Annotated in this window: 2 protein-coding genes (1 of these 2 cut by a window edge); both read right to left on the reverse strand. The window is 63.8% G+C overall.

The features are described 5' to 3' along the window. Positions 1 to 4293, reverse strand: the start of a protein-coding gene (locus I6N93_RS06080; protein WP_197669190.1) for a non-ribosomal peptide synthetase. It extends 13479 nt beyond the left edge of the window; only the first 4293 of its 17772 coding nucleotides appear in the window; its start codon is at positions 4291 to 4293; the stop codon falls past the left edge of the window. After that, positions 4293 to 26849, reverse strand: a complete 22557-nt coding sequence (locus I6N93_RS06085; protein ID WP_331253707.1) for a non-ribosomal peptide synthase/polyketide synthase — start codon at positions 26847 to 26849, stop codon at positions 4293 to 4295. The genes I6N93_RS06080 and I6N93_RS06085 overlap by 1 nt, the downstream gene beginning before the upstream one ends. Positions 26850 to 26886: the final 37 nt, after the last annotated feature.

Below are 26886 nucleotides of genomic sequence, written 5' to 3' on the forward strand. Positions count from 1 at the left end.
CACCTGTTCAAAAGGCAAATCCTGGTGCGCATAGGCCGCCAGCGCCCGTTCGCGCACCTGAGCAAGCAGGTCGGCGACGGTCGTGCATTGACCGGGTTCAACGCGTAACGCCAGCGTATTGACGAAGAAACCCACGACGCCTTCGAGCTCGCGGCGTGTGCGGTTGGCGACCGGCGTACCGACGACGATATCGTCCTGACCGCTAAGACGAGAGAGGACGGCGGCCCAGCCGGCCAGCAGCGTCATAAACAGGGTGGTTCCCTGCTGCTGACTCAGTGTCCTGAGAGCGGTTAATTCTGTGCCGTCGATCTGTATCGGCACCACGCTGCCCACGTAGCGTTGCACCGACGGACGTGGCCGGTCAGTGGGCAGCCTCAGCAGCGCCGGCGCGCCCTGAAGCTGGTTATGCCAGAACGCGTGCAGGTCGGCGAGCGTCTCTCCCCTAAGCCAATTACGCTGCCAGACGGCATAGTCGGCGTACTGGATGGGCAGCGGGGGCAAATGCGCGTTTTCTCCCCGGATCGCGGCGCGGTAGAGCGCCGCGAGTTCGCGCACCAGAATGCCGAGGGACCAACCATCAGAGACGATGTGGTGTTGCGTGAGCAGCAATACATGCTCATCGTCGCCGAGTTGCAGCAACCGGCCGCGAATAAGCGGGCCTTGCGTCAGATCGAACGGTTCGCGCGCCTCTTGCGCGGCGAGTTCGGCCACACGTTGGGGGCAGCCGGCGGCGTCGAGTTTACGCAAATCGAGACAGGACAAGCTGAAGCCGATGCTATCGGGGGCAATCTGCTGGCAGGGCTGTCCGTCGACCAGCGTAAAGTGAGTCCGCAGGCTTTCGTGGCGGGCGACCAGACTATCGAGAGCCGCGGTGAGCGCCGATTTATCAAGCTGACCGACAAGCCGCAACGCCGCGGGGAGATGATAGGCTTGACTGGCCGCTGGGTCGAGATGACCGATAAACCACAGTCTCTGCTGGGCGAAGGAGAGCGGAAGCGGCGTGTTTCGATCGGCGACCGGGATGCGGGAGGGCGAGGTAAACGACGCGTTCGTCAGCACCATAGCCAGATCGCACAGCGTGGGATGAGAGAATAACGCGGCGAGCGTCGCTTCCCTACCTTGCTCTCGCAGGTGATTGATTAATTGAACGGCCATCAGCGAATGACCGCCGAGCTCGAAGAAGTGGTCATGGCGGCCGACGCGCGCTAATCCCAGCAGATCCTGCCAGATCTCGGCCAGCGCGGTTTCCACTTCGCCCTGCGGGGCTTCATAATCGCGGCTGATCACCGCCGTCAGGTCGGGGGCGGGCAGCGCCCTGCGGTCGAGCTTGCCGTTCGGCGTCAGCGGGAACGTATCGAGGGTGACGAAGGCGCTCGGCACCATGTACTCGGCCAGCGATTCGCTGAGCCGGCGGCGCAGATCGGCGGGCAGCAATTCAGCGCCGGGCTGGGCCTGGAGGTAGGCCACCAGCCGGGTATCGCCGCGATGGTCTTCGCGGGCGACCACCACCGCTTCCCTTACGCCGGGGCACTGCATCAGCCGGGCTTCGATTTCGCCGGGTTCGATACGAAAGCCGCGCAGCTTGACCTGAAAATCGTTGCGCCCCAGATACTCGATATTGCCGTCGGGCCGCCAGCGGCCGAGGTCGCCGGTCTGGTAGAGGCGGGCGTCGGGCGTCGTTGAGAACGGATCGGGAATAAAGCGCTCGGCGGTGAGTTCGGGGCGGTGCAGATAGCCGCGCGCTACGCCGACGCCGCCGATGTGAATTTCTCCGGTTACCCCGAGCGGGGCCGGCTGGCCCTGCGCGTCCAGAATATAAATCCGGGTGTTGGCGAGCGGTTTCCCGATGACCGGCAGCGGCTGTGAGGCGTCGATGACGCAGGCGGCGGCATCCACGGTGCATTCGGTGGGGCCGTAAACGTTGATAAAGCGGGTGGCGGCGAGCGTGGTCAGCCTGGACCAGACGTGCGGCGAAATGGCCTCTCCGCCGATGAATACCGCCGCGGGCTGATAGGCCGGGTCGGTGCCGAGACCGGCGTCGAGCAGCCCGTGCAGCTGCACGGGGGTGCAGTCGAACACATCGACGGCGTGACGGGAAAAATAGCGCCACAGCCGCCGGGCATCGGCGCGAAGGGCTTCAGGCACGATGACCAGCGTGTGTCCGGACAGCAGTTGACACCAGCTTTGGACCGAGGCGTCGAACACGATGCTGGCGTTAAGGGCGATGCGGCCGGGCCGTTCGAGCGCCAGCAGCGGCTTGAGGGCGCCGGCGAGGTTGAGCACGTTCCGGTGGGCGACCATGACGCCCTTGGGTTTGCCGGTGGAGCCGGAGGTATAGATGACATAGGCCAGATGGCGTGAGTTCAGCCCCAGCGCCCGGGCGTCGGGGTCGCTCTGCGGATAGACGGCGGAGGCCGGGGTATCCAGCAGCAGGACGGGCCGGGTATCGTCGAAGGCTTCCCGCAGCGCGGTCTGGGTCAGCAGGGCGACGGGTTGGGCGTCGTCCTGCATATAGGCGAGGCGTTCGGCGGGGTAAGCGGGGTCGAGCGGGACATAGGCGGCGCCGGCTTTGAGAATGCCGAGCAGGCCGACCATCATGTCCAGTCCGCGCTCGACGCAAAGGGCGACGCGGTCGTCGGGCCGGACGCCGAGGGAGATCAGATGATGCGCCAGCTGGTTGGCGCGGCGGTTAAGTTGGTCATAGGTCAGCGCGTCGTCCTCGAACAGCACGGCGAGGGCGTCGGGGGTGTGCGCCGCCTGCGCTTCGAACTGTTGATGGATCAAGGCGTGCTGCGGGAAGTCGGCGTCGGTGGCGTTGAAATCCACCAGCAGTCGCCGGCGCTCGGCGTCCGGCAGCACCGGCAGCGATATCAACGGTTGGGTTATCCCGGCGGTCATTGCCGTCAGGACATTTTTGAAGTAGCCGATAACGCGGACGATGGTTTCATGATCGAACAGGTCGGTCGCATAGTTGATCTTGCCCGCCAGTCCCTTATCGGTCTCGGTGAGCGCCAACGACAGATCAAAATGCGTGCTGTGCTGCGGTTGCTCAATGCCGGAAAGTTCAAGGCCGGGCAGCGTCAAGGTTTGCGCCGGGGTGTTGTTCAGCGACAGCATAACCTGAAAGATCGGGTTGTAGCCGAGGCTGCGAACGGGTTGCACGGCCTCCACCACCTGCTCGAAAGGCAGATCCTGATGCGCATAGGCCGCCAGCGCCCGTTCGCGCACCTGAGCAAGCAGGTCGGCGACGGTCTTGCACCGACCGGGTTCGATACGTAACGCCAAGGTATTGACGAAGAAACCCACGACGCCTTCGAGCTCGCGGCGAGTACGGTTGGCGACCGGCGTACCGACGACGATATCATCCTGACCGCTCAGGCGGGAGAGAACGAGACTCCAGCCGGCCAGCAGCGTCATAAACAGGGTGGCGTTCTGCCGCTGGCTGAGCGTCTTGAGTGCATTGAGTTCGTCGGCGGTAAGGTGGAACGGCGCCTGGCCGCCCGCGTAGCGTTGCGCCGAAGGGCGGGGGCGATCGGTGGGCAGCGTCAGCAGCGCCGGCGCCGCGTGCAGATGTTTTCGCCAGAAATCGCGTTGTTCGGCGAGTTTGTCTTCTTTGAGCCAGTCGCGCTGCCAGACGGCATAATCAGCATATTGAATGGGCAGCGCGGGCAAATCCGCGCTATCGCCGCTGAGAATCGCACGGTAGAACGCCGCGAGTTCGCGCACCAGGATGCCGAGGGACCAGCCATCGGAAATAATATGGTGCTGAGTGAGCAGCAATATATGTTCATCGTCGCTGAGTTGCAGCAACCGGCCGCGAATGAGCGGGCCGTGCATAAGATCGAACGGCTCACGCGCCTCGCGTTCGGTCAGCTCGGCCACACGCTGTGCGCGAGCGGCGTCCAGTGAACGCAGGTCGAGCACAGATAAGCAAAAGCGGGTGCTGTCCGGCGCGATCTGCTGGCAAGGCTGTCCGTCGATCAACGTAAAATGGGTGCGGAGACTTTCATGACGCTCGACCAGCCGATTCAGCGCGGCGGTGAGCGCGGGTTTATCGAGCTGACCGATGAGTCGCAGCGCCGCCGGAAGGTGATAAGCCTGACTGGCGGCCGCGTCGAGTTGTCCGATGAACCACAGACTTTGCTGAGCAAAGGACAGAGGAAGCGGCGCATCGCGATCCGCCTTCGCGATCGCGGGGCGTTGTCGGCTCCCGCGCATTTGTAGCTGTTCTTTAACCTTTTTCTCTAAAACAGCGCGTTTTAGCGCCTCAATGTCGATGTCGGTGTTACTCATTAATCTGTGTCTCCATCTAAAATCGCCATTAACTCTTCTACGGACATTGCATCGAGATCGTTTTTGATTGATTCCGTATCGCTGTCCCACGCCGAGCGGATTTGCGTAGCGAGAATGACCTCCGCCAATGCGGATAACTCAGGGAATTGAAAAATTGAGACGACGGGCATCTCGACGAAAAATTCGGCGCGAATACGCGTGATTAATTGCACCGCCATCAGCGAATGACCGCCGAGCTCGAAGAAGTGGTCGTGGCGGCCGACGCGCGCTAATCCCAGCAGATCCTGCCAGATCTCGGCCAGCGCGACTTCCAACTCGCCCTGCGGCGCTTCATAACCGCGGCTGACCACCGCCGACCGATCGGGAGCGGGCAGCGCTTTACGGTCGAGCTTGCCGTTCGGGGTGAGCGGCAAGGCGTCAAGGGTGACGAAGGCGCCCGGCACCATATACTCGGCCAACTGTTGGCTAAGTTGTTGACGCAGAAAGATCGGATCCAGCGTCGCATCTGCCTGCGGGCAGAGGTAAGCCACCAGCCGGGTGTCCCCGGGGCTGTCTTCGCGGGCGACCACCACGGCTTCCCGTACGCCGGGGCACTGCATCAGCCGGGCTTCGATCTCGCCGGGTTCGATGCGGAAACCGCGCACCTTGACCTGAAAGTCGTTGCGTCCCAGATACTCGATGCTGCCGTCGGGCAGCCAGCGGCCGAGGTCGCCGGTCTGGTACAGCCGGGCATCGGGCGTCGTTGAGAACGGGTCGGGGATAAAGCGCTCGGCGGTGAGTTCGGGGCGGTGCAGATAGCCGCGCGCCACGCCGACGCCGCCGATGTGAATTTCCCCGGCCACGCCCAGCGGCGCAGGTTGCCCCTGCGCGTCCAGAATATAGATCCGGGTGTTGGCGATCGGGTGACCGATATAGGGGAGCGGCCGGGTCAGACCGTTTAGCGCGGACCAGATCGTCGTTTCCGTCGGGCCGTACATATTCCACAGCGTATCGACCCGCTGGAGCATCTGCGTGGCCAGCTTCTCAGACAGCGCCTCTCCGCCGCACAGGGCCTTGAAGCCGACGGGCAGAGAAAAATCGGGCAGTTGCAGCAACATCCGCCAGGTTGCAGGCGTGGCCTGCATAAAGGAAACCTGATGGCGGACAATCAATGCGGCAAGCTGCTGCGCATCGGCCGCCTGACTCTGCGTCGCCAGAACCAGCTGAGCGCCGGATAATAACGGCAGGAAGAGCTCCAGAATGGAGATGTCGAAGCAGAGCGAGGTCACGCCGAGTAAGACATCTTCTTGCGCCATCCCCGGCTCCCGGCGCATCGACCACAGGAAGTTGACCAGATTGACGTGTTCAATCATGACGCCCTTGGGCTTGCCGGTGGAGCCGGAGGTGTAGATGACGTAGGCCAGATGGCGCGGCGTCAGCCCCAGCGCCCGGGCGTCGGGATTGCCGTCCGGCGAATCCTGACCGGCGGTGCGCGGGTCGTCGAGGAGCACGGTAGGCAGGCGGCTGTCCAACCGGTCGAGCAGGGCGTGCTGAGTGAGCAGCGTGACCGGTTTGCCATCCTCCAGCATGTAGCGCAGGCGCTCGGTGGGGTAGGTTGGGTCGAGGGGGATATAGGCGGCGCCGGCCTTGAGGATAGCCAGCAGGGCGACGACCATCTCCGGGCCGCGCTCGACGCAGAGGGCGACGCGGTCGTCGGGCCGGACGCCGAGCGCCATCAGGTGATGCGCCAGCTGATTGGCGCGGCGGTTGAGTTCAGCGTAACTCAGCGTCCGTTCGCCGAAGACGACGGCGACGGCGTCGGGGCTTCGCTCAACCTGCGCTTCGAACAGTTCATGAACCAGTAAATTCTGCGGGAAGTCGGCGTCGGTGGCGTTGAACGCCTCCAGCAGTTGCCGACGCTCGGCGTCCGGCAGTACCGATATCGTCATGACGGGACGCTGTGGATGGGTATCCAGCGCGGCGATCAATCCGCTGATTGCCGTGACCACATAGTCAGCGACTCTGGCGGCGTCGATACCTGTGACAGCCTGAACCACCAGACTAAAATCATCACCCCGGTCGTCTACCGACAGCATGAGCGGGTAGTTGGTCCGTTCTTCGGATGTGATGCTCCGCATGCCGTTCCAGGCCTCATCGGCTGGATCAGACTGGCTATGGCGATAGTTGAGCAACGCGCTGAACAGCGGCATCGGCGGCGTCACGCCGCTGCAGCGCTGTGCCAGGGTCAGCGGCGCCTGCTCATGCGCCAGCAGGGCCGTGAGCGCGTGCGAGACGGATTGCACGAGGTCCTGCGCGCTCTGCCCGGCGAGAACGATGCGCAGCGGCAGGGTATTGATAAACATCCCCATGATCCGGTCGGCCCCGGCGTTGCCCTGCAACCGGCCGGACAGCACCGAGCCGAAGACCACATCGTCGCGGCCGCTGGTGTGCGCCAGTACCTGAGCGTAAGCAATATGAAACAGCACGCTCGGGCTGACGCCCAGACGGCGAGCCTGACGGCGGATGGCATCGACGAGCGAGTCCGCTAACGACAGACGCGCTTCGGTGATGTTTTTACCCTCGCCCTGCACATCCAGCAGGCCGAAAGGCGCGGTCGGGGTATCGACGTCGGCCAATTGGTCGCGGAAATAGGCTTCATGCTCCGTAACGGGGACGCTCAGTGTCTGAGCGATAAAGTTGCGGTACGGCAGGGGAACCGGCAACGCATCGGCGCGGTTTTTCAACAATAAGCGAATTTCACTTACGATAAGCGCCAGCGTCGTATGGTCGCTGACCAGATGGTGGAAACGCAGCGCCAGCAGCCATTCGCCATGAAGCGGATCGTGGGCGATATCGACGGCGAACAGCGGCGCGCGGCTCAGGTCGAGCCGGCGCCGGCGCGGATCGATATGCGCTTCCAGCTGAGCCGGGATATTCTCCAGCGAAGCCGGTACGAAGGTGTTGACCGGCAGGACCGCCCGACGCCAGACCACCTGCACCGGCTGGCTCAGTCCCTGCCAGCAGACGGCGGTACGCAGAATATCGTGGCGATCGATAACCTGTTGCAGCGCATCCAGAAACGCATCAAGACGTTCACGCCGGTCAAAAGCGACCAGGCTCTTAAACAGGTAGGTATCGCCCTGCGCCTGTAGCAGATGATGGAACAGAATCCCCTCCTGCAATGGGGAAGGCGGGTAGATATCCTGCACGTTGGCCGCGCCGCCGGGTACGGTTTCGGTGATGGCGTCGATGTCGCCCTGAGAGAGGGTCACCAGCGGCAGCTGTTCCGGGGTGATGGCGGTACAGCCTTCGGGGATGAGATTGGGCGGGACGATGAACGCCGGTTCAGCCTGATGGCCCTGTATCGTCGTCGCCATCTCATGCAGCACCGGGGTGGTGAAAATGCCGCGGACTTCCAACTGATAACCCCGGTTGCGCAGCCGTTCAATCAGGCTGACCGCCATCAGCGAATGACCGCCGAGCTCGAAGAAGTGATCGTGGCGGCCGACGCGCGCTAATCCCAGCAGATCTTGCCAGATCTCGGCCAGTGCGACTTCCACCTCGCCCTGCGGGGCTTCATAACCGCGGCTGACCACCGCCGACCGATCGGGAGCGGGCAGGGCCTTGCGGTCGAGCTTGCCGTTCGGGGTGAGCGGCAAGGCGTCAAGGGTGACGAAGGCGCCCGGCACCATATACTCGGCCAACTGTTGGCTAAGTTGTTGACGCAGAAAGATCGGATCCAGCGTCGCATCTGCCTGCGGGCAGAGGTAAGCCACCAGCCGGGTGTCGCCGGGGCTGTCTTCGCGGGCGACCACCACGGCTTCCCGTACGCCGGGGCACTGCATCAGCCGGGCTTCGATCTCGCCGGGTTCGATGCGGAAACCGCGCACCTTGACCTGAAAGTCGTTGCGCCCCAGATACTCGATGCTGCCGTCGGGCAGCCAGCGGCCGAGGTCGCCGGTCTGGTACAGCCGGGCATCGGGCGTTGTTGAGAACGGGTCGGGGATAAAGCGCTCGGCGGTCAGTTCGGGGCGGTGGAGATAGCCGCGCGCCACGCCGGCGCCGCCGATATGAATTTCCCCGGCCACGCCGAGCGGCGCCGGTTGCCCCTGCGCGTCCAGAATATAGATCCGGGTGTTGGCGATCGGGTGACCGATATAGGGGAGCGGCCGGGTCAGACCGTTTAGCGCGGACCAGATCGTCGTTTCCGTCGGGCCGTACATATTCCACAGCGTATCGACCCGCTGGAGCATCTGCGTGGCCAGCTTCTCAGACAGCGCCTCTCCGCCGCACAGGGCCTTGAAGCCGACGGGCAGAGAAAAATCGGGCAGTTGCAGCAACATCCGCCAGGTTGCAGGCGTGGCCTGCATAAAGGAAACCTGATGGCGGACAATCAATGCGGCAAGCTGCTGCGCATCGGCCGCCTGACTCTGCGTCGCCAGAACCAGCTGAGCGCCGGATAATAACGGCAGGAAGAGCTCCAGAATGGAGATGTCGAAGCAGAGCGAGGTCACGCCGAGTAAGACATCTTCTTGCGCCATCCCCGGCTCCCGGCGCATCGACCACAGGAAGTTGACCAGATTGACGTGTTCAATCATGACGCCCTTGGGCTTGCCGGTGGAGCCGGAGGTGTAGATGACGTAGGCCAGATGGCGCGGCGTCAGCCCCAGCGCCCGGGCGTCGGGATTGCCGTCCGGCGAATCCTGACCGGCGGTGCGCGGGTCGTCGAGGAGCACGGTAGGCAGGCGGCTGTCCAACCGGTCGAGCAGGGCGTGCTGAGTGAGCAGCGTGACCGGTTTGCCATCCTCCAGCATGTAGCGCAGGCGCTCGGTGGGGTAGGTTGGGTCGAGGGGGATATAGGCGGCGCCGGCCTTGAGGATAGCCAGCAGGGCGACGACCATCTCCGGGCCGCGCTCGACGCAGAGGGCGACGCGGTCGTCGGGCCGGACGCCGAGCGCCATCAGGTGATGCGCCAGCTGATTGGCGCGGCGGTTGAGTTCAGCGTAACTCAGCGTCCGTTCGCCGAAGACGACGGCGACGGCGTCGGGGCTTCGCTCAGCCTGCGCTTCGAACAGTTCATGAACCAGTAAATGCTGCGGGAAATCGGCGTCGGTGGCGTTGAACGCCTCCAGCAGTTGCCGACGCTCGGCGTCCGGCAAGACCGATATCGTCATGACGGGACGTTGGGGAGCGACGGCCAGCGCCTCGACCAGACCATAGAGGGCGGTCTCCAGATAGCAAGCCACCCGGCCAGGATCAAGGGACGCGACGGTCTGGGCCACCAGACTGAAGCCTTGCCCCAGATCGTTCACCGACAGAGTCAGCGGGAAATTGGTGCGCCCGTCTGCGGCGATTGTGCGTATATCTCCTTCGTCGGCCGGGCCTGACTGGCTGTGACGATAGTTGAGCAGCGTGCTGAACAGCGGCACCGGCGGCGTAATGCCGCTACAGCGCTGGGCCAGCGCCAGCGGCGCCTGTTCATGTTCCAGCAGCGTCGTCAGATCGCGATAGACGGCCTGCACCACCTCCTGCGTGCTGTGGCCGCTGAGGGAAATGCGCACCGGCAGGGTGTTGATAAACATCCCCATCACCTGGTCGGCCCCGGCGACGCCCTGCAAACGCCCGGACAGCACCGAGCCGAAGACCACATCGTCGCGGCCGCTGGCGTGCGCCAGCACCAGCGCATAGGCCACATGGAACAGCACGCCGGCGCTGACGCCCAAACGGCGGGCCTGTGTCCGGATCGCCGTAGCCAGCGTGAGATTCAGCGACAAACGGGATTCCCGGATCTCCTCGCTATCGCCTTGGACATCAAATAAACCAAAAGGCGTCGTAGGAGTATCAACCTCAGCCAACCGATCGCGGAAATAGGACTCATGCGCCGAGGCCGGTACGCTCAGGATCTGGGCGACGAAGTTGCGGTATGGCAACGGTGTCGGCAACGCCGCTTTACGTCCTTGAACCAGCAGACGGATCTCGTTGACAATCAGCGCCAGCGTCATATGGTCGCTGACCAGATGGTGGAAACGCAGCGCCAGCAGCCATTCATTGTGAGCCGGGTCGTGAGCGATATCGGCGGCGAACAGCGGCGCCTGATTGAGATCAAGGCGGTGCGAGCGTGGATCGGTATGTGCCTGCAACTGGCCCGCCACATCGTCCGGCGAGGCGGGAACAAAGGTGTGGATCGGCAGGGCGGCCCGACGCCAGACCACCTGCACCGGCTGGCTCAGTCCCTGCCAGCAAACGGCGGTACGCAGAATATCGTGACGGTCGATGACCTGTTGCAGCGCATCCAGAAACGCATCAAGACGTTCACGCGTATCAAAAGCCACCAGACTTCTTAACAGATAGGTATCCCCCTGCGCCTGTAGCAGGTGATGAAACAGTATCCCTTCCTGCAACGGTCCAAGCGGGTAAATATCCTGTACGTTGGCGGCGCCGCCGGGCACGGTATCCACGATCGCATCGATCTCCGCCTGGGTCAGCGTCGCCAGCGGCAGCCGATCCGGGGTGATGACGGTACAGCCTTCGGGGATGAGGTTGGGCGGGACGACGAACGCCGGTTCATCCTGAGAGTCTTGCATGGCCTCTGCCATCTTATGGAGCACCGGGGTGGTGAAAATACTCCGGACGTCCAGCGTCCAGCCCCGGTTGCGCAGCCGTTCAATCAGGCTGACCGCCATCAGCGAATGACCGCCGAGCTCGAAGAAGTGATCGTGGCGGCCGACGCGCGCTAATCCCAGCAGCTCTTGCCAGATCTCGGCCAGCGCGACTTCCACCTCGCCCTGCGGGGCTTCATAATCGCGGCTGACCACCGCCGTCAGGTCGGGGGCGGGCAGGGCCTTGCGGTCGATTTTGCCGTTCGGCGTCAGCGGCAAGGCGTCGAGAGTGACGAAGGCGTTCGGCACCATGTACTCGGCCAGCGATTCGCTGAGCCGGCGACGCAGGTCGGCGGGGAGCAATTCAGCGCCGGGCAGGGCCTGGAGATAGGCCACCAGCCGGGTATCGCCGGGATGGTCTTCGCGGGCGATCACCACCGCTTCCCGTACGCCGGGGCACTGCATCAGCCGGGCTTCGATCTCGCCGGGTTCGATACGAAAGCCGCGCACTTTGACCTGAAAGTCGTTGCGTCCCAGATACTCGATGCTGCCGTCGGGCCGCCAGCGGCCGAGGTCGCCGGTCTGGTAGAGGCGGGCGTCGGGCGTCGTTGAGAACGGATCGGGAATAAAGCGCTCGGCGGTGAGTTCGGGGCGGTGCAGATAGCCGCGCGCCACGCCGACGCCGCCGATGTGAATTTCTCCGGTTACCCCGAGCGGGGCCGGCTGGCCCTGCGCGTCCAGAATATAAATCCGGGTGTTGGCGAGCGGTTTCCCGATGACCGGCAGCGGCTGTGAGGCGTCGATGACGCAGGCGGCGGCATCCACGGTGCATTCGGTGGGGCCGTAAACGTTGATAAAGCGGGTGGCGGCGAGCGTGGTCAGCCTGGACCAGACGTGCGGCGAAATGGCCTCTCCGCCGATGAATACCGCCGCGGGCTGATAGGCCGGGTCGGTGCCGAGACCGGCGTCGAGTAGCCCGTGCAGCTGCACGGGGGTGCAGTCGAATACATCGACGGCGTGACGGGAGAAATAGCGCCACAGCCGCCGGGCATCGGCGCGAAGGGCTTCAGGGACCATGACCAGCGTGTGTCCGGACAGCAGTTGCAGCCAGCTTTTGACCGAGGCGTCGAACACGATGCTGGCGTTAAGGGCGATGCGGCCGGGCCGTTCGAGCGCCAGCAGCGGCTTGAGGGCGCCGGCGAGGTTGAGCACGTTCCGGTGGGCGACCATGACGCCCTTGGGTTTGCCGGTGGAGCCGGAGGTGTAGATGACATAGGCCAGATGGCGTGAGTTCAGCCCCAGCGCCCGGGCGTCGGGGTCGCTCTGCGGATAGACGGCGGACGCCGGGGTATCCAGCAGCAGGACGGGCCGGGTATCGTCGAAGGCTTCCCGCAGCGCGGTCTGGGTCAGCAGGGCGACGGGTTGGGCGTCGTCGAGCATATAGGCTAAACGTTCGGCGGGGTAAGCGGGGTCGAGCGGGACATAGGCGGCGCCGGCTTTGAGAATGCCGAGCAGGCCGACCATCATGTCCAGTCCGCGTTCGACGCAAAGGGCGACGCGGTCGTCGGGCCGGACGCCGAGGGAGATCAGATGATGCGCCAGCTGGTTGGCGCGGCGATTAAGTTGGTCATAGGTGAGCGCGTCGTCCTCGAACAGCACGGCGAGGGCGTCGGGGGTGCGCGCCGCCTGGGCTTCGAACTGTTGATGGATCAAGGCGTGCTGCGGGAAGTCGGCGTCGGTGGCGTTGAACGCCTCCAGCAGTTGCCGGCGCTCGGCGTCCGGCAGCACCGGCAGGCTGAGCGCCGGCTGCTGAGCGGCGCTCTCCAAAGCCGCGAGCAGGTGACTTATCGCGGTGAGCATGTAGCGAATCATGCGCATCGGGTCGACGCCGGCGACGGTTTTGGCCGTCAAACGGAAAGCCTCGCCGAGATCGTCCACCGACAGGGTCAGCGGGAAATTGGTGCGCTCTTCCGAGGCCAGAATACGGATGTCGTCCCAGCGTTCAGCGTCGGGATCGGACAGGCTATGGCGGTAGTTGAATAGTGCGCTGAACAGCGGCATGGGTTGAGCCACGCCGCTGCAGCGCTGGGCCAGCGTCAGCGGCGCCTGCTCGTGCGCCAGCAGGGCCGTGAGCGCGTGCGAGACGGATTGCACGAGGTCCTGCGCGCTCTGCCCGGCGAGGACGATGCGCAGCGGCAACGTGTTGATAAACATCCCCATCATCTGGTCGGCCCCGGCGTTGCCCTGCAACCGGCCGGACAGCACCGAGCCGAAGACCACGTCGTCGCGGCCGCTGGTGTGCGCCAGCACCAGCGCGCAGGCGGCGTGGAACAGGACGCCCGGGCTGACGCCCAGGCGGCGGGCCTGTGTGCGGATCGTCGCGGCCAGCGCGGTATCCAGCGGCAGAGAGGCCTCAAGGACATCTTCGCCCTCGCCCTGTACGTCCAGCAGGCCGAACGGCGCGGTCGGGGTATCGACATCGGCCAACCGATCGCGGAAATAGGCTTCATGCTCCGAGAGCGGCACATTCAGGATCTGGGCGATAAAGTCACGATAAGGCAACGGGACAGGCAGCGCGTCGGAGCGCCCCTCCACGAGCAGACGGATCTCGTTGACAATCAGCGCCAGCGTCGTATGGTCGCTGACCAGATGGTGGAAACGCAGGGCCAGCAGCCATTCATTGTGAGCCGGGTCGTGGGCGATATCGACGGCGAACAGCGGCGCCTGATTAAGATCAAGGCGGTGCGAGCGTGGATCGGTATGTGCCTGCAACTGGCCCGCCACATCGTCCGGAGAGGCGGGAACAAAGGTGTTGACCGGCAGGACCGCCCGACGCCAGACCACCTGCACCGGCTGGCTCAGTCCCTGCCAGCAGACGGCGGTACGCAGAATATCGTGACGATCGATAACCTGTTGCAGCGCATCCAGAAACGCATCAAGACGTTCACGCCGGTCAAAAGCGACCAGGCTCTTCAACAGATAGGTATCCCCCTGCGTCTGCAACTGATGGTGGAACAGAATCCCCTCCTGCAACGGCGCAAGCGGATAGATATCCTGCACGTTGGCCGCGCCGCCGGGCACGGTTTCGAGGATGGCGTCGATGTCGCCCTGAGTGAGGGCCACCAGCGGCAGCTGTTCCGGGGTGATGACGGTACAGCCTTCGGGGATGAGATTGGGCGGGACGACGAACGCCGGTTCATCCTGAGAGTCTTGCATGGCCTCTGCCATCTCATGGAGCACCGGGGTGGTGAAAATACTCCGGACGTCCAGCGTCCAGCCCCGGTTGCGCAGCCGTTCAATCAGGCCGACCGCCATCAGCGAATGACCGCCGAGCTCGAAGAAGTGGTCGTGGCGGCCGACGCGCGTTAATCCCAGCAGCTCTTGCCAGATCTCGGCCAGCGCGACTTCCAACTCGCCCTGCGGCGCTTCATAACCGCGGCTGACCACCGCCGTCTGGTCGGGAGCGGGCAGGGCCCTGCGGTCGAGTTTGCCGTTCGGGGTGAGCGGCAAGGCGTCGAGAGTGACGAAGGCGCCCGGCACCATATACTCGGCCAGATGTTGGCTGAGCCGGCGGCGCAGGTCGGCGGGGTCCGGTTTGGCGTCGGCCTGCGGGCAGAGATAGGCCACCAGCCGGGTGTCGCCGGGGCTGTCTTCACGGGCGATCACCACGGCCTCCCGGATACCCGGACACTGCATCAGCCGGGCTTCGATTTCGCCGAGTTCGATACGAAAGCCGCGCAGCTTGACCTGAAAGTCGTTGCGTCCCAGATACTCGATGCTGCCGTCGGGCCGCCAGCGGCCGAGGTCGCCGGTCTGGTAGAGGCGGGCGTCGGGCGTCGTTGAGAACGGATCGGGAATAAAGCGCTCGGCGGTGAGTTCGGGGCGGTGCAGATAGCCGCGCGCCACGCCGGCGCCGCCGATATGAATTTCCCCGGCCACGCCGAGCGGCGCCGGTTGCCCCTGCGCGTCCAGAATATAGATCCGGGTGTTGGCGATCGGGTGACCGATATAGGGGAGCGGCCGGGTCAGACCGTTTAGCGCGGACCAGATCGTCGTTTCCGTCGGGCCGTACATATTCCACAGCGTATCGACCCGCTGGAGCATCTGCGTGGCCAGCTTCTCAGACAGCGCCTCTCCGCCGCACAGGGCCTTGAAGCCGACGGGCAGAGAAAAATCGGGCAGTTGCAGCAACATCCGCCAGGTTGCAGGCGTGGCCTGCATAAAGGAAACCTGATGGCGGACAATCAATGCGGCAAGCTGCTGCGCATCGGCCGCCTGACTCTGCGTCGCCAGAACCAGCTGAGCGCCGGATAATAACGGCAGGAAGAGCTCCAGAATGGAGATGTCGAAGCAGAGCGAGGTCACGCCGAGTAAGACATCTTCTTGCGCCATCCCCGGCTCCCGGCGCATCGACCACAGGAAGTTGACCAGATTGACGTGTTCAATCATGACGCCCTTGGGCTTGCCGGTGGAGCCGGAGGTGTAGATGACGTAGGCCAGATGGCGCGGCGTCAGCCCCAGCGCCCGGGCGTCGGGATTGCCGTCCGGCGAATCCTGACCGGCGGTGCGCGGGTCGTCGAGGAGCACGGTAGGCAGGCGGCTGTCCAACCGGTCGAGCAGGGCGTGCTGAGTGAGTAGCGTGACCGGTTTGCCATCCTCCAGCATGTAGCGCAGTCGCTCGATGGGGTAGGTTGGGTCGAGGGGGATATAGGCGGCGCCGGCCTTGAGAATGCCGAGCAGGCCGACCATCATGTCCAGTCCGCGCTCGACGCAGAGGGCGACGCGGTCGTCGGGCCGGACGCCGAGCGCCATCAGGTGATGCGCCAACTGATTGGCGCGGCGGTTGAGTTCAGCGTAACTCAGCGTCCGTTCGCCGAAGACGACGGCGACGGCGTCGGGGCTTTGCTCAGCCTGCGCTTCGAACAGTTCATGAACCAGTAAATGCTGCGGGAAGTCGGCGTCGGTGGCGTTGAACGCCTCCAGCAGTTGCCGACGCTCGGCGTCCGGCAGCATCGGCAGCGCGGCAAGCGGTTGCGTCGCGTCGGCGGCCATCGCGGTCAGCACGTTTTTCACGTAGCCGGCCAGACGAACGATGGTTTGTCGTTCGAACAGGTCGGTCGCATAGACCAGTCCGCCCGCCAAACCCGTCTCGGTTTCAGTGAGCGACAGCGTCAGGTCAAATTGGGTGGTATTCAGCGTGGGTTCAACCAGAGAGAGCGCCAGCCCGGGGATCGTCGGTTCCTGTGCCGGCGTGTTGTTCAACGCCAGCATCACCTGGAAAATCGGGCTATAGCTCAGGCTGCGCGCGGGGTGCAGCGTTTCCACCACCTGCTCGAAAGGGAATGTTTGATGGGCATAGGCCGCGACGGTTCGTTCCCGTACCTGGGCAAGCAGTTCATTCAGCGTATGGCAGCGCCCAGGCTCGACGCGCAGCGCCAGCGTATTGACGAAGAAACCAATCAGTCCTTCCGTTTCGCGCTGCTGTCGGTTGGCGACCGGGGTGCCGATAACGATATCGTCCTGGCCGCTGAGACGGGAGAGGACCAGCGTCCAGGCGGCGAGCAGCGTCATAAACAGGGTGGTTCCCTGCTGTTTACCCAGCGCCTTGAGTGCGGCGAGCGCCGCAGTATCAAGATGGAAAGGGACGACATCGCCGGCATAGCGCTGTACCGAGGGACGAGGTTTGTCCGTAGGGAGCTCCAGCAGCGACGGCGCGCCCTGAAGCTGGTTTTGCCAGAAGCGGCGCAGTTCTTCAAGCGCCTCGCCCTGCAGCTGATTGCGCTGCCAGACGGCATAGTCGGCATATTGAATAGGCAGCGGCGGTAAGTGTGCTTTTTCTCCCTTGCGGGTGGCCTGATAAAGCGCGACCAGTTCGTGAAGCAGAATACCGACGGACCAGCCGTCCGAGATAATGTGGTGCTGAGTCAGCGACAGCACATGCTCCTCATCGGCCAGTTGCAGCAGCCGCCCGCGGATTAACGGCCCCTGAGTGAAATCAAAAGGCTTTTGCGTTTCCCGTTGTACGATTTCCGCGATGCGGTCTGAACCTATCGCCTTGTCCGAAGAGCGCAGATCCAAATAGGAAAGCGTAATACCGCGGTCGATCGGCGCGAACTGCTGGTATGGCCGGCCGTCGACCAGCGTAAAGTGAGTCCGCAGGTTTTCGTGACGCGCCGCAAGGCCATCAAGCGCGGACGTCAGCGCCTGATGATCTAGCGGCCCGACGATCCGGAGTATCATCGGGATATGGTAGGCCCGGCTGGCGGCGGGATTGAGCTGTGTGAGGAACCACAGCCGCTGTTGCGCAAATGAAATAGGGAGTGGACGACGGCGGTCGGCGGCGGGAATGGTCGTCTGCGCGGTCGGCGCGGTGCCTGTCAGCGTCTGAGCCAGTTCGGCCAGCGCCGGATGAGCGAAAAGCTGCTGAATGGTCATATCCAGTGCCAGACGCTGGCGCACGCGTGTCGTGCATTGTACGGCCATCAGCGAATGACCGCCGAGCTCGAAGAAGTGGTCGTGACGGCCGACGCGCGCTAATCCCAGCAGCTCTTGCCAGATCTCGGCCAGTGCGGTTTCCACCTCGCCCTGCGGGGCTTCATAATCGCGGCTGATCACCGCCGTCTGGTCGGGGGCGGGCAGCGCCCTGCGGTCGAGCTTGCCGTTCGGCGTCAGCGGCAAGGCGTCGAGAGTGACGAAGGCGCCCGGCACCATGTACTCGGCCAGCGATTCGCTGAGCCGGCGGCGCAGATCGGCGGGGAGCAATTCAGCGCCGGGCAGGGCCTGGAGATAGGCCACCAGTCGGGTATCGCCGGGATGGTCTTCGCGGGCGATCACCACCGCTTCCCGTACGCCGGGGCACTGCATCAGCCGGGCTTCGATTTCGCCGGGTTCGATACGAAAGCCGCGCACTTTGACCTGAAAGTCGTTACGTCCCAGATACTCGATGCTGCCGTCGGGCCGCCAGCGGCCAAGGTCGCCGGTCTTGTAGAGGCGGGCGTCGGGCGTCGTTGAGAACGGATCGGGGATAAAGCGCTCGGCGGTCAGTTCGGGGCGGTGCAGATAGCCGCGCGCCACGCCGTCACCGCCGATGTGAATTTCTCCGGCCACCCCGAGCGGGGCGGGCTGGCCCTGCGCGTCCAGAATATAGATCCGGGTGTTGGCGAGCGGTTTCCCGATGACCGGCAGCGGCTGTGAGGCGTCGATGACGCAGGCGGCGGCATCCACGGTGCATTCGGTGGGGCCGTAAACGTTGATAAAGCGGGTGGCGGCGAGCGTGGTCAGCCTGGACCAGACGTGCGGCGAAATGGCCTCTCCGCCGATGAATACCGCCGCGGGCTGATAGGCCGGGTCGGTGCCGAGACCGGCGTCGAGCAGCCCGTGCAGCTGCACGGGGGTGCAGTCGAATACATCGACGGCGTGACGGGAGAAATAGCGCCACAGCCGCCGGGCATCGGCGCGAAGGGCTTCAGGGACCATGACCAGCGTGTGTCCGGACAGCAGTTGCAGCCAGCTTTTGACCGAGGCGTCGAACACGATGCTGGCGTTAAGGGCGATGCGGCCGGGCCGTTCGAGCGCCAGCAGCGGCTTGAGGGCGCCGGCGAGGTTGAGCACGTTCCGGTGGGCGACCATGACGCCCTTGGGTTTGCCGGTGGAGCCGGAGGTGTAGATGACATAGGCCAGATGGCGTGAGTTCAGCCCCAGCGCCCGGGCGTCGGGGTCGCTCTGCGGATAGACGGCGGACGCCGGGGTATCCAGCAGCAGGACGGGCCGGGTATCGTCGAAGGCTTCCCGCAGCGCGGTCTGGGTCAGCAGGGCGACGGGTTGGGCGTCGTCGAGCATATAGGCTAAACGTTCGGCGGGGTAAGCGGGGTCGAGCGGGACATAGGCGGCGCCGGCTTTGAGAATGCCGAGCAGGCCGACCATCATGTCCAGTCCGCGTTCGACGCAAAGGGCGACGCGGTCGTCGGGCCGGACGCCGAGGGAGATCAGATGATGCGCCAGCTGGTTGGCGCGGCGATTAAGTTGGTCATAGGTGAGCGCGTCGTCCTCGAACAGCACGGCGAGGGCGTCGGGGGTGCGCGCCGCCTGGGCTTCGAACTGTTGATGGATCAAGGCGTGCTGCGGGAAGTCGGCGTCGGTGGCGTTGAACGCCTCCAGCAGTTGCCGGCGCTCGGCGTCCGGCAGCACCGGCAGGCTGAGCGCCGGCTGCTGAGCGGCGCTCTCCAAAGCCGCGATCAGGTGACTTATCGCGGTGAGCATGTAGCGAATCATGCGCATCGGGTCGACGCCGGCGACGGTTTTGGCCGTCAAACGGAAAGCCTCGCCGAGATCGTCCACCGACAGGGTCAGCGGGAAATTGGTGCGCTCTTCCGAGGCCAGAATACGGATGTCGTCCCAGCGTTCAGCGTCGGGATCGGACAGGCTATGGCGGTAGTTGAATAGTGCGCTGAACAGCGGCATGGGTTGAGCCACGCCGCTGCAGCGCTGGGCCAGCGTCAGCGGCGCCTGCTCGTGCGCCAGCAGGGCCGTGAGCGCGTGCGAGACGGATTGCACGAGGTCCTGCGCGCTCTGCCCGGCGAGGACGATGCGCAGCGGCAACGTGTTGATAAACATCCCCATCATCTGGTCGGCCCCGGCGTTGCCCTGCAACCGGCCGGACAGCACCGAGCCGAAGACCACGTCGTCGCGGCCGCTGGTGTGCGCCAGCACCAGCGCGCAGGCGGCGTGGAACAGGACGCCCGGGCTGACGCCCAGGCGGCGGGCCTGTGTGCGGATCGTCGCGGCCAGCGCGGTATCCAGCGGCAGAGAGGCCTCAAGGACATCTTCGCCCTCGCCCTGTACGTCCAGCAGGCCGAACGGCGCGGTCGGGGTATCGACATCGGCCAACCGATCGCGGAAATAGGCTTCATGCTCCGAGAGCGGCACATTCAGGATCTGGGCGATAAAGTCACGATAAGGCAACGGGACAGGCAGCGCGTCGGAGCGCCCCTCCACGAGCAGACGGATCTCGTTGACAATCAGCGCCAGCGTCATATGGTCGCTGACCAGATGGTGGAAACGCAGGGCCAGCAGCCATTCATTGTGAGCCGGGTCGTGGGCGATATCGACGGCGAACAGCGGCGCCTGATTAAGATCAAGGCGGTGCGAGCGTGGATCGGTATGTGCCTGCAACTGGCCCGCCACATCGTCCGGAGAGGCGGGAACAAAGGTGTTGACCGGCAGGACCGCCCGACGCCAGACCACCTGCACCGGCTGGCTCAGTCCCTGCCAGCAGACGGCGGTGCGCAGAATATCGTGACGATCGATAACCTGCTGCAGCGCATCCAGAAACGCATCAAGACGTTCACGCGTTTCAAAAGCCACCAGACTTCTTAATAAATAGGTATCTCCCTGCGCCTGCAGCAGGTGATGAAACAGTATCCCTTCCTGTAGCGGCGAGAGCGGATAGATATCCTGTACGTTGGCGCCGCCGCCGGGCACGGTTTCGAGGATGGCGTCGATGTCGCCCTGAGTGAGGGCCACCAGCGGCAGCTGTTCCGGGGTGATGACGGTACAGCCTTCGGGGATGAGATTGGGCGGGACGACGAACGCCGGTTCATCCTGAGAGTCTTGCATGGCCTCTGCCATCTCATGGAGCACCGGGGTGGTGAAAATACTCCGGACGTCCAGCGTCCAGCCCCGGTTGCGCAGCCGTTCAATCAGGCCGACCGCCATCAGCGAATGACCGCCGAGCTCGAAGAAGTGGTCGTGGCGGCCGACGCGCGTTAATCCCAGCAGCTCTTGCCAGATGTCGGCCAGCGCGACTTCCAACTCGCCCTGCGGCGCTTCATAACCGCGGCTGACCACCGCCGTCTGGTCGGGAGCGGGCAGGGCCCTGCGGTCGAGTTTGCCGTTCGGGGTGAGCGGCAAGGCGTCAAGGGTGACGAAGGCGCCCGGCACCATATACTCGGCCAGATGTTGGCTGAGCCGGCGGCGCAGGTCGGCGGGGTCCGGTTTGGCGTCGGCCTGCGGGCAGAGATAGGCCACCAGCCGGGTGTCGCCGGGGCTGTCTTCACGGGCGATCACCACGGCCTCCCGGATACCCGGACACTGCATCAGCCGGGCTTCGATTTCGCCGAGTTCGATACGAAAGCCGCGCAGCTTGACCTGAAAGTCGTTGCGTCCCAGATACTCGATGCTGCCGTCGGGCCGCCAGCGGCCGAGGTCGCCGGTCTGGTAGAGGCGGGCGTCGGGCGTCGTTGAGAACGGATCGGGAATAAAGCGCTCGGCGGTGAGTTCGGGGCGGTGCAGATAGCCGCGCGCCACGCCGACGCCGCCGATGTGAATTTCTCCGGTTACCCCGAGCGGGGCCGGCTGGCCCTGCGCGTCCAGAATATAAATCCGGGTGTTGGCGAGCGGTTTCCCGATGACCGGCAGCGGCTGTGAGGCGTCGATGACGCAGGCGGCGGCATCCACGGTGCATTCGGTGGGGCCGTAAACGTTGATAAAGCGGGTGGCGGCGAGCGTGGTCAGCCTGGACCAGACGTGCGGCGAAATGGCCTCTCCGCCGATGAATACCGCCGCGGGCTGATAGGCCGGGTCGGTGCCGAGACCGGCGTCGAGCAGCCCGTGCAGCTGCACGGGGGTGCAGTCGAATACATCGACGGCGTGACGGGAGAAATAGCGCCACAGCCGCCGGGCATCGGCGCGAAGGGCTTCAGGGACCATGACCAGCGTGTGTCCGGACAGCAGTTGCAGCCAGCTTTTGACCGAGGCGTCGAACACGATGCTGGCGTTAAGGGCGATGCGGCCGGGCCGTTCGAGCGCCAGCAGCGGCTTGAGGGCGCCGGCGAGGTTGAGCACGTTCCGGTGGGCGACCATGACGCCCTTGGGTTTGCCGGTGGAGCCGGAGGTGTAGATGACATAGGCCAGATGGCGTGAGTTCAGCCCCAGCGCCCGGGCGTCGGGGTCGCTCTGCGGATAGACGGCGGACGCCGGGGTATCCAGCAGCAGGACGGGCCGGGTATCGTCGAAGGCTTCCCGCAGCGCGGTCTGGGTCAGCAGGGCGACGGGTTGGGCGTCGTCGAGCATATAGGCTAAACGTTCGGCGGGGTAAGCGGGGTCGAGCGGGACATAGGCGGCGCCGGCTTTGAGAATGCCGAGCAGGCCGACCATCATGTCCAGTCCGCGTTCGACGCAAAGGGCGACGCGGTCGTCGGGCCGGACGCCCAGCGAGATCAGATGATGCGCCAGCTGGTTGGCGCGGCGGTTAAGTTGGTCATAGGTCAGCGCGTCGTCCTCGAACAGCACGGCGAGGGCGTCGGGGGTGCGCGCCGCCTGGGCTTCGAACTGTTGATGGATCAAGGCGTGCTGCGGGAAGTCGGCGTCGGTGGCGTTGAACGCCTCCAGCAGTTGCCGGCGCTCGGCGTCCGGCAGCACCGGCAGGCTGAGCGCCGGCTGCTGAGCGGCGCTCTCCAAAGCCGCGATCAGGTGACTTATCGCGGTGAGCATGTAGCGAATCATGCGCATCGGGTCGACGCCGGCGACGGTTTTGGCCGTCAAACGGAAAGCCTCGCCGAGATCGTCCACCGACAGGGTCAGCGGGAAATTGGTGCGCTCTTCCGAGGCCAGAATACGGATGCCGTCCCAGCGTTCAGCGTCGGGATCGGACAGGCTATGGCGGTAGTTGAATAGTGCGCTGAACAGCGGCATGGGTTGAGCCACGCCGCTGCAGCGCTGGGCCAGCGTCAGCGGCGCCTGCTCGTGCGCCAGCAGGGCCGTGAGCGCGTGCGAGACGGATTGCACGAGGTCCTGCGCGCTCTGCCCGGCGAGGACGATGCGCAGCGGCAACGTGTTGATAAACATCCCCATGATCCGGTCGGCCCCGGCGTTGCCCTGCAACCGGCCGGACAGCACCGAGCCGAAGACCACGTCGTCGCGGCCGCTGGTGTGCGCCAGCACCAGCGCGCAGGCGGCGTGGAACAGGACGCCCGGGCTGACGCCCAGGCGGCGGGCCTGCGTGCGGATCGTCGCGGCCAGCGCGGTATCCAGCGGCAGAGAGGCCTCAAGGACATCTTCGCCCTCGCCCTGTACGTCCAGCAGGCCGAACGGAGCGGTCGGGGTATCAACCTCAGCCAACCGATCGCGGAAATAGGCTTCATGCTCCGAGAGCGGCACATTCAGGATCTGGGCGATAAAGTCACGATAAGGCAACGGGACAGGCAGCGCGTCGGAGCGCCCCTCCACGAGCAGACGGATCTCGTTGACAATCAGCGCCAGCGTCATATGGTCGCTGACCAGATGGTGGAAGCGCAGCGCCAGCAGCCATTCATTGTGAGCCGGGTCGTGGGCGATATCGACGGCGAACAGCGGCGCCTGATTAAGATCAAGGCGGTGCGAGCGTGGATCGGTATGTGCCTGCAACTGGCCCGCCACATCGTCCGGAGAGGCGGGAACAAAGGTGTGGATCGGCAGCGGCGCATCGCGCCAAACCACCTGTACCGGTTGGCTCAGTCCCTGCCAGCAGACGGCGGTGCGCAGAATATCGTGACGATCGATAACCTGCTGCAGCGCATCCAGAAACGCATCAAGACGTTCACGCGTTTCAAAAGCCACCAGACTTCTTAATAAATAGGTATCTCCCTGCGCCTGCAGCAGGTGATGAAACAGTATCCCTTCCTGTAGCGGCGAGAGCGGATAGATATCCTGTACGTTGGCGCCGCCGCCGGGCACGGTTTCGAGGATGGCGTCGATGTCGCCCTGAGTGAGGGCCACCAGCGGCAGCTGTTCCGGGGTGATGACGGTACAGCCTTCGGGGATGAGATTGGGCGGGACGACGAACGCCGGTTCATCCTGAGAGTCTTGCATGGCCTCTGCCATCTCATGGAGCACCGGGGTGGTGAAAATACTCCGGACGTCCAGCGTCCAGCCCCGGTTGCGCAGCCGTTCAATCAGGCCGACCGCCATCAGCGAATGACCGCCGAGCTCGAAGAAGTGGTCGTGGCGGCCGACGCGCGTTAATCCCAGCAGCTCTTGCCAGATGTCGGCCAGCGCGACTTCCAACTCGCCCTGCGGCGCTTCATAACCGCGGCTGACCACCGCCGTCTGGTCGGGAGCGGGCAGGGCCCTGCGGTCGAGTTTGCCGTTCGGGGTGAGCGGCAAGGCGTCAAGGGTGACGAAGGCGCCCGGCACCATATACTCGGCCAGATGTTGGCTGAGCCGGCGGCGCAGGTCGGCGGGGTCCGGTTTGGCGTCGGCCTGCGGGCAGAGATAGGCCACCAGCCGGGTGTCGCCGGGGCTGTCTTCACGGGCGATCACCACGGCCTCCCGGATACCCGGACACTGCATCAGCCGGGCTTCGATTTCGCCGAGTTCGATACGAAAGCCGCGCAGCTTGACCTGAAAGTCGTTGCGTCCCAGATACTCGATGCTGCCGTCGGGCAGCCAGCGGCCGAGGTCGCCGGTCTGGTAGAGGCGGGCGTCGGGCGTCGTTGAGAACGGGTCGGGAATAAAGCGCTCGGCGGTGAGTTCGGGGCGGTGGAGATAGCCGCGCGCCACGCCGACGCCGCCGATGTGAATTTCCCCGGCCACGCCGAGCGGCGCAGGCTGGCCCTGGGCGTCCAGAATGTAGATTTGGGTGTTGGCGATGGGGCGGCCGATGGGCACGAAGCTGCGCATATCGTCGCGTCGGCAGGCCCAGCAGGTGACGTCGATAGCGGCCTCGGTGGGGCCATACAGGTTGTGGAGTTCGGCGTTGAAGCGGGCAAAGAAACGCTGTTGCAGGTCGGCCGGCAGGGCCTCGCCGCTACAGATGACGCGTTTAAGCGTATCGCAGGGGGTATCGGCCCACTGCACGAACTGTTGCAGCATGGAGGGCACAAAATGCAGGGTGGTGATGCCGGCGTCCTCAATCAGTCGAGCGAGATAGCCGGTATCCTTGTGGCCGTCGGGACGGGCCATCACCAGACGCGCGCCATAGAGCAGCGGCCAGAAGAACTCCCAGACGGAGACGTCGAAGCTGAACGGCGTTTTTTGCAGCACGCGGTCGTCGGGGGTGAGGCGATAGGCGCGCTGCATCCAGACCAGACGGTTGCAGAGACCGCGATGAGCGTTCATCACGCCTTTGGGCTGGCCGGTGGAGCCGGAGGTGTAGATGACGTAGGCCAGATTGGCGGCGCTCAGGCCCAGCGCCTGCGGGTCGGGGTTTCTGTCCCGGCCGGCGTCGAATGCCCCGGTATCGAGCAGGACCACGGGGACGGCGTCGGTATGGACGGCGGTCAGACCGGACTGGGTCAGCAGGGCGACGGGTTGGGCGTCGTCAAGCATGTAGGCGAGGCGCTCGGCGGGGTAGCCGGGGTCCAGCGGCACATAGGCGGCGCCGGCTTTAAGGACGCCCAGCAGGGCGACGACCATCTCCAGACTGCGCTCGACGCAGAGGGCGACGCGGTCGTCGGGCCGGACGCCGAGCGCAATCAGATGATGCGCCAGCCGGTTGGCGCGGCGGTTGAGTTCGTCATAGGTGAGCGAGCGCGCCTCGAACAGCACGGCGACGGCGTCGGGGGTGCGTGCGGCTTGCGCCTCGAACAGCTGATGGATCAGGGCCTGCTGCGGGAAGTCGGCGGCGGTGGCGTTGAACTCCACCAGCAGCTGTCGGCGCTCGGCGTCCGGCAGGATGGATGCCTTTTCAACCGTTATATCCAACGAGGCGATGGCGTCGTCCATCAATACGGCTAAACGCGACTGGATGGCCGCAACCTCTTCACGACTCAGATAATTGACGTCGAAATTGAATTCAACGGTGACTGGGTGATTTTTGTCTTCAAAATCATATTGATTGATAAAAATGGCCAGCGGAAGTTGCGTAGCGCGATAGGCCTGGAGTGAGGTGTTGACGTCGCTCATCTTGACTTTGGGTTTAAACCACTCAAATGACAATGACACATCACAAAGATGAGAGCGCCCTGTCTGCTGTCTTAAGCGCGTATGGTGATTGATTTCCGTCAGAGGAAAGCGCTGGTGCTTATAGCAGCGGCGCAGCTCAGTTGCCGCCTTACGCATGACGGTGAGGAAAGAGTCCTGTGGGCAAACGGTCACTCTGACGGGGATGATCGAGGAAAACATGCCTATAGTACTCTTTTGTCTAGCGTTTCTGCGGTTGTGGATCGGAATGCCAATGACGATATCGTCGGTATTTGAAGTGCGGGAAAAATAGAAAGCCAGAACGGCAAACATAAAGTGAAGAACAGATAGCCCTTGTTCCGACGCAATATGTTCAATTTTTTGAAAACATTCATGCTCCAATTGCCAAAAATGACGAAAAGCTGCCCCGCAGACGTGTTTTTTATCGGGGGTTGAACGGCGGATTAACGCCGGGGGGAGAGTGTTATAGCTATCCAGCCAGAATTTCAGGTCGGACTGATAATTATCGGTGCTGAGATAAGCCAGGTCCTCAGTAACAAATTTAAGATAAGAAGGCGCGACGCCTTTTATTTCCTCCCGGTTAATCAACCGGTTATAAGTATCTATCAGATCGTTGAAAAGTATTTTTAAGCTCCAACCATCTGAGATCAGGTGATGGCAGCAAAATTGCCAGTACCAACGTGCGCCGCTTACTCGCATCAGTTCGGAACGCCATAGCTTTTCACGCACATCGAACGGGCGCGTAAATAGGGTATGGATGTGCTGCTGAGCCTGGCTTTCCGCATCAACATATTGTGAGAAATCAGTCGTGTTTATAGGCTCTGAAATCGCATCAGTCAGTTCCTGAAAAGGTAAGCTATCGGTATGAACAAGCTGTAAACGCAATGCATCATGACGCGATACGAGCATGTCGAAAGCCTGACTAAAAAGCGCTTCATCCAGATGCCCGTCGATACGGAGCTGTATGCCGATATTATAATTAGAAGAGTCTGGGTTCAGCGTTTGGTCAAGCCATACCACTTGTTGAGTTGAACTAAGTGGTAATCTGCAATAGTTGGAGGAATGATCGTTATTTAACACAGGCTGGGTTTCCTGAGAATGGTTTGGATAGATGACA

The organism is Lonsdalea populi (assembly GCF_015999465.1).
Taxonomy (GTDB): Bacteria; Pseudomonadota; Gammaproteobacteria; order Enterobacterales; family Enterobacteriaceae; genus Lonsdalea; species Lonsdalea populi.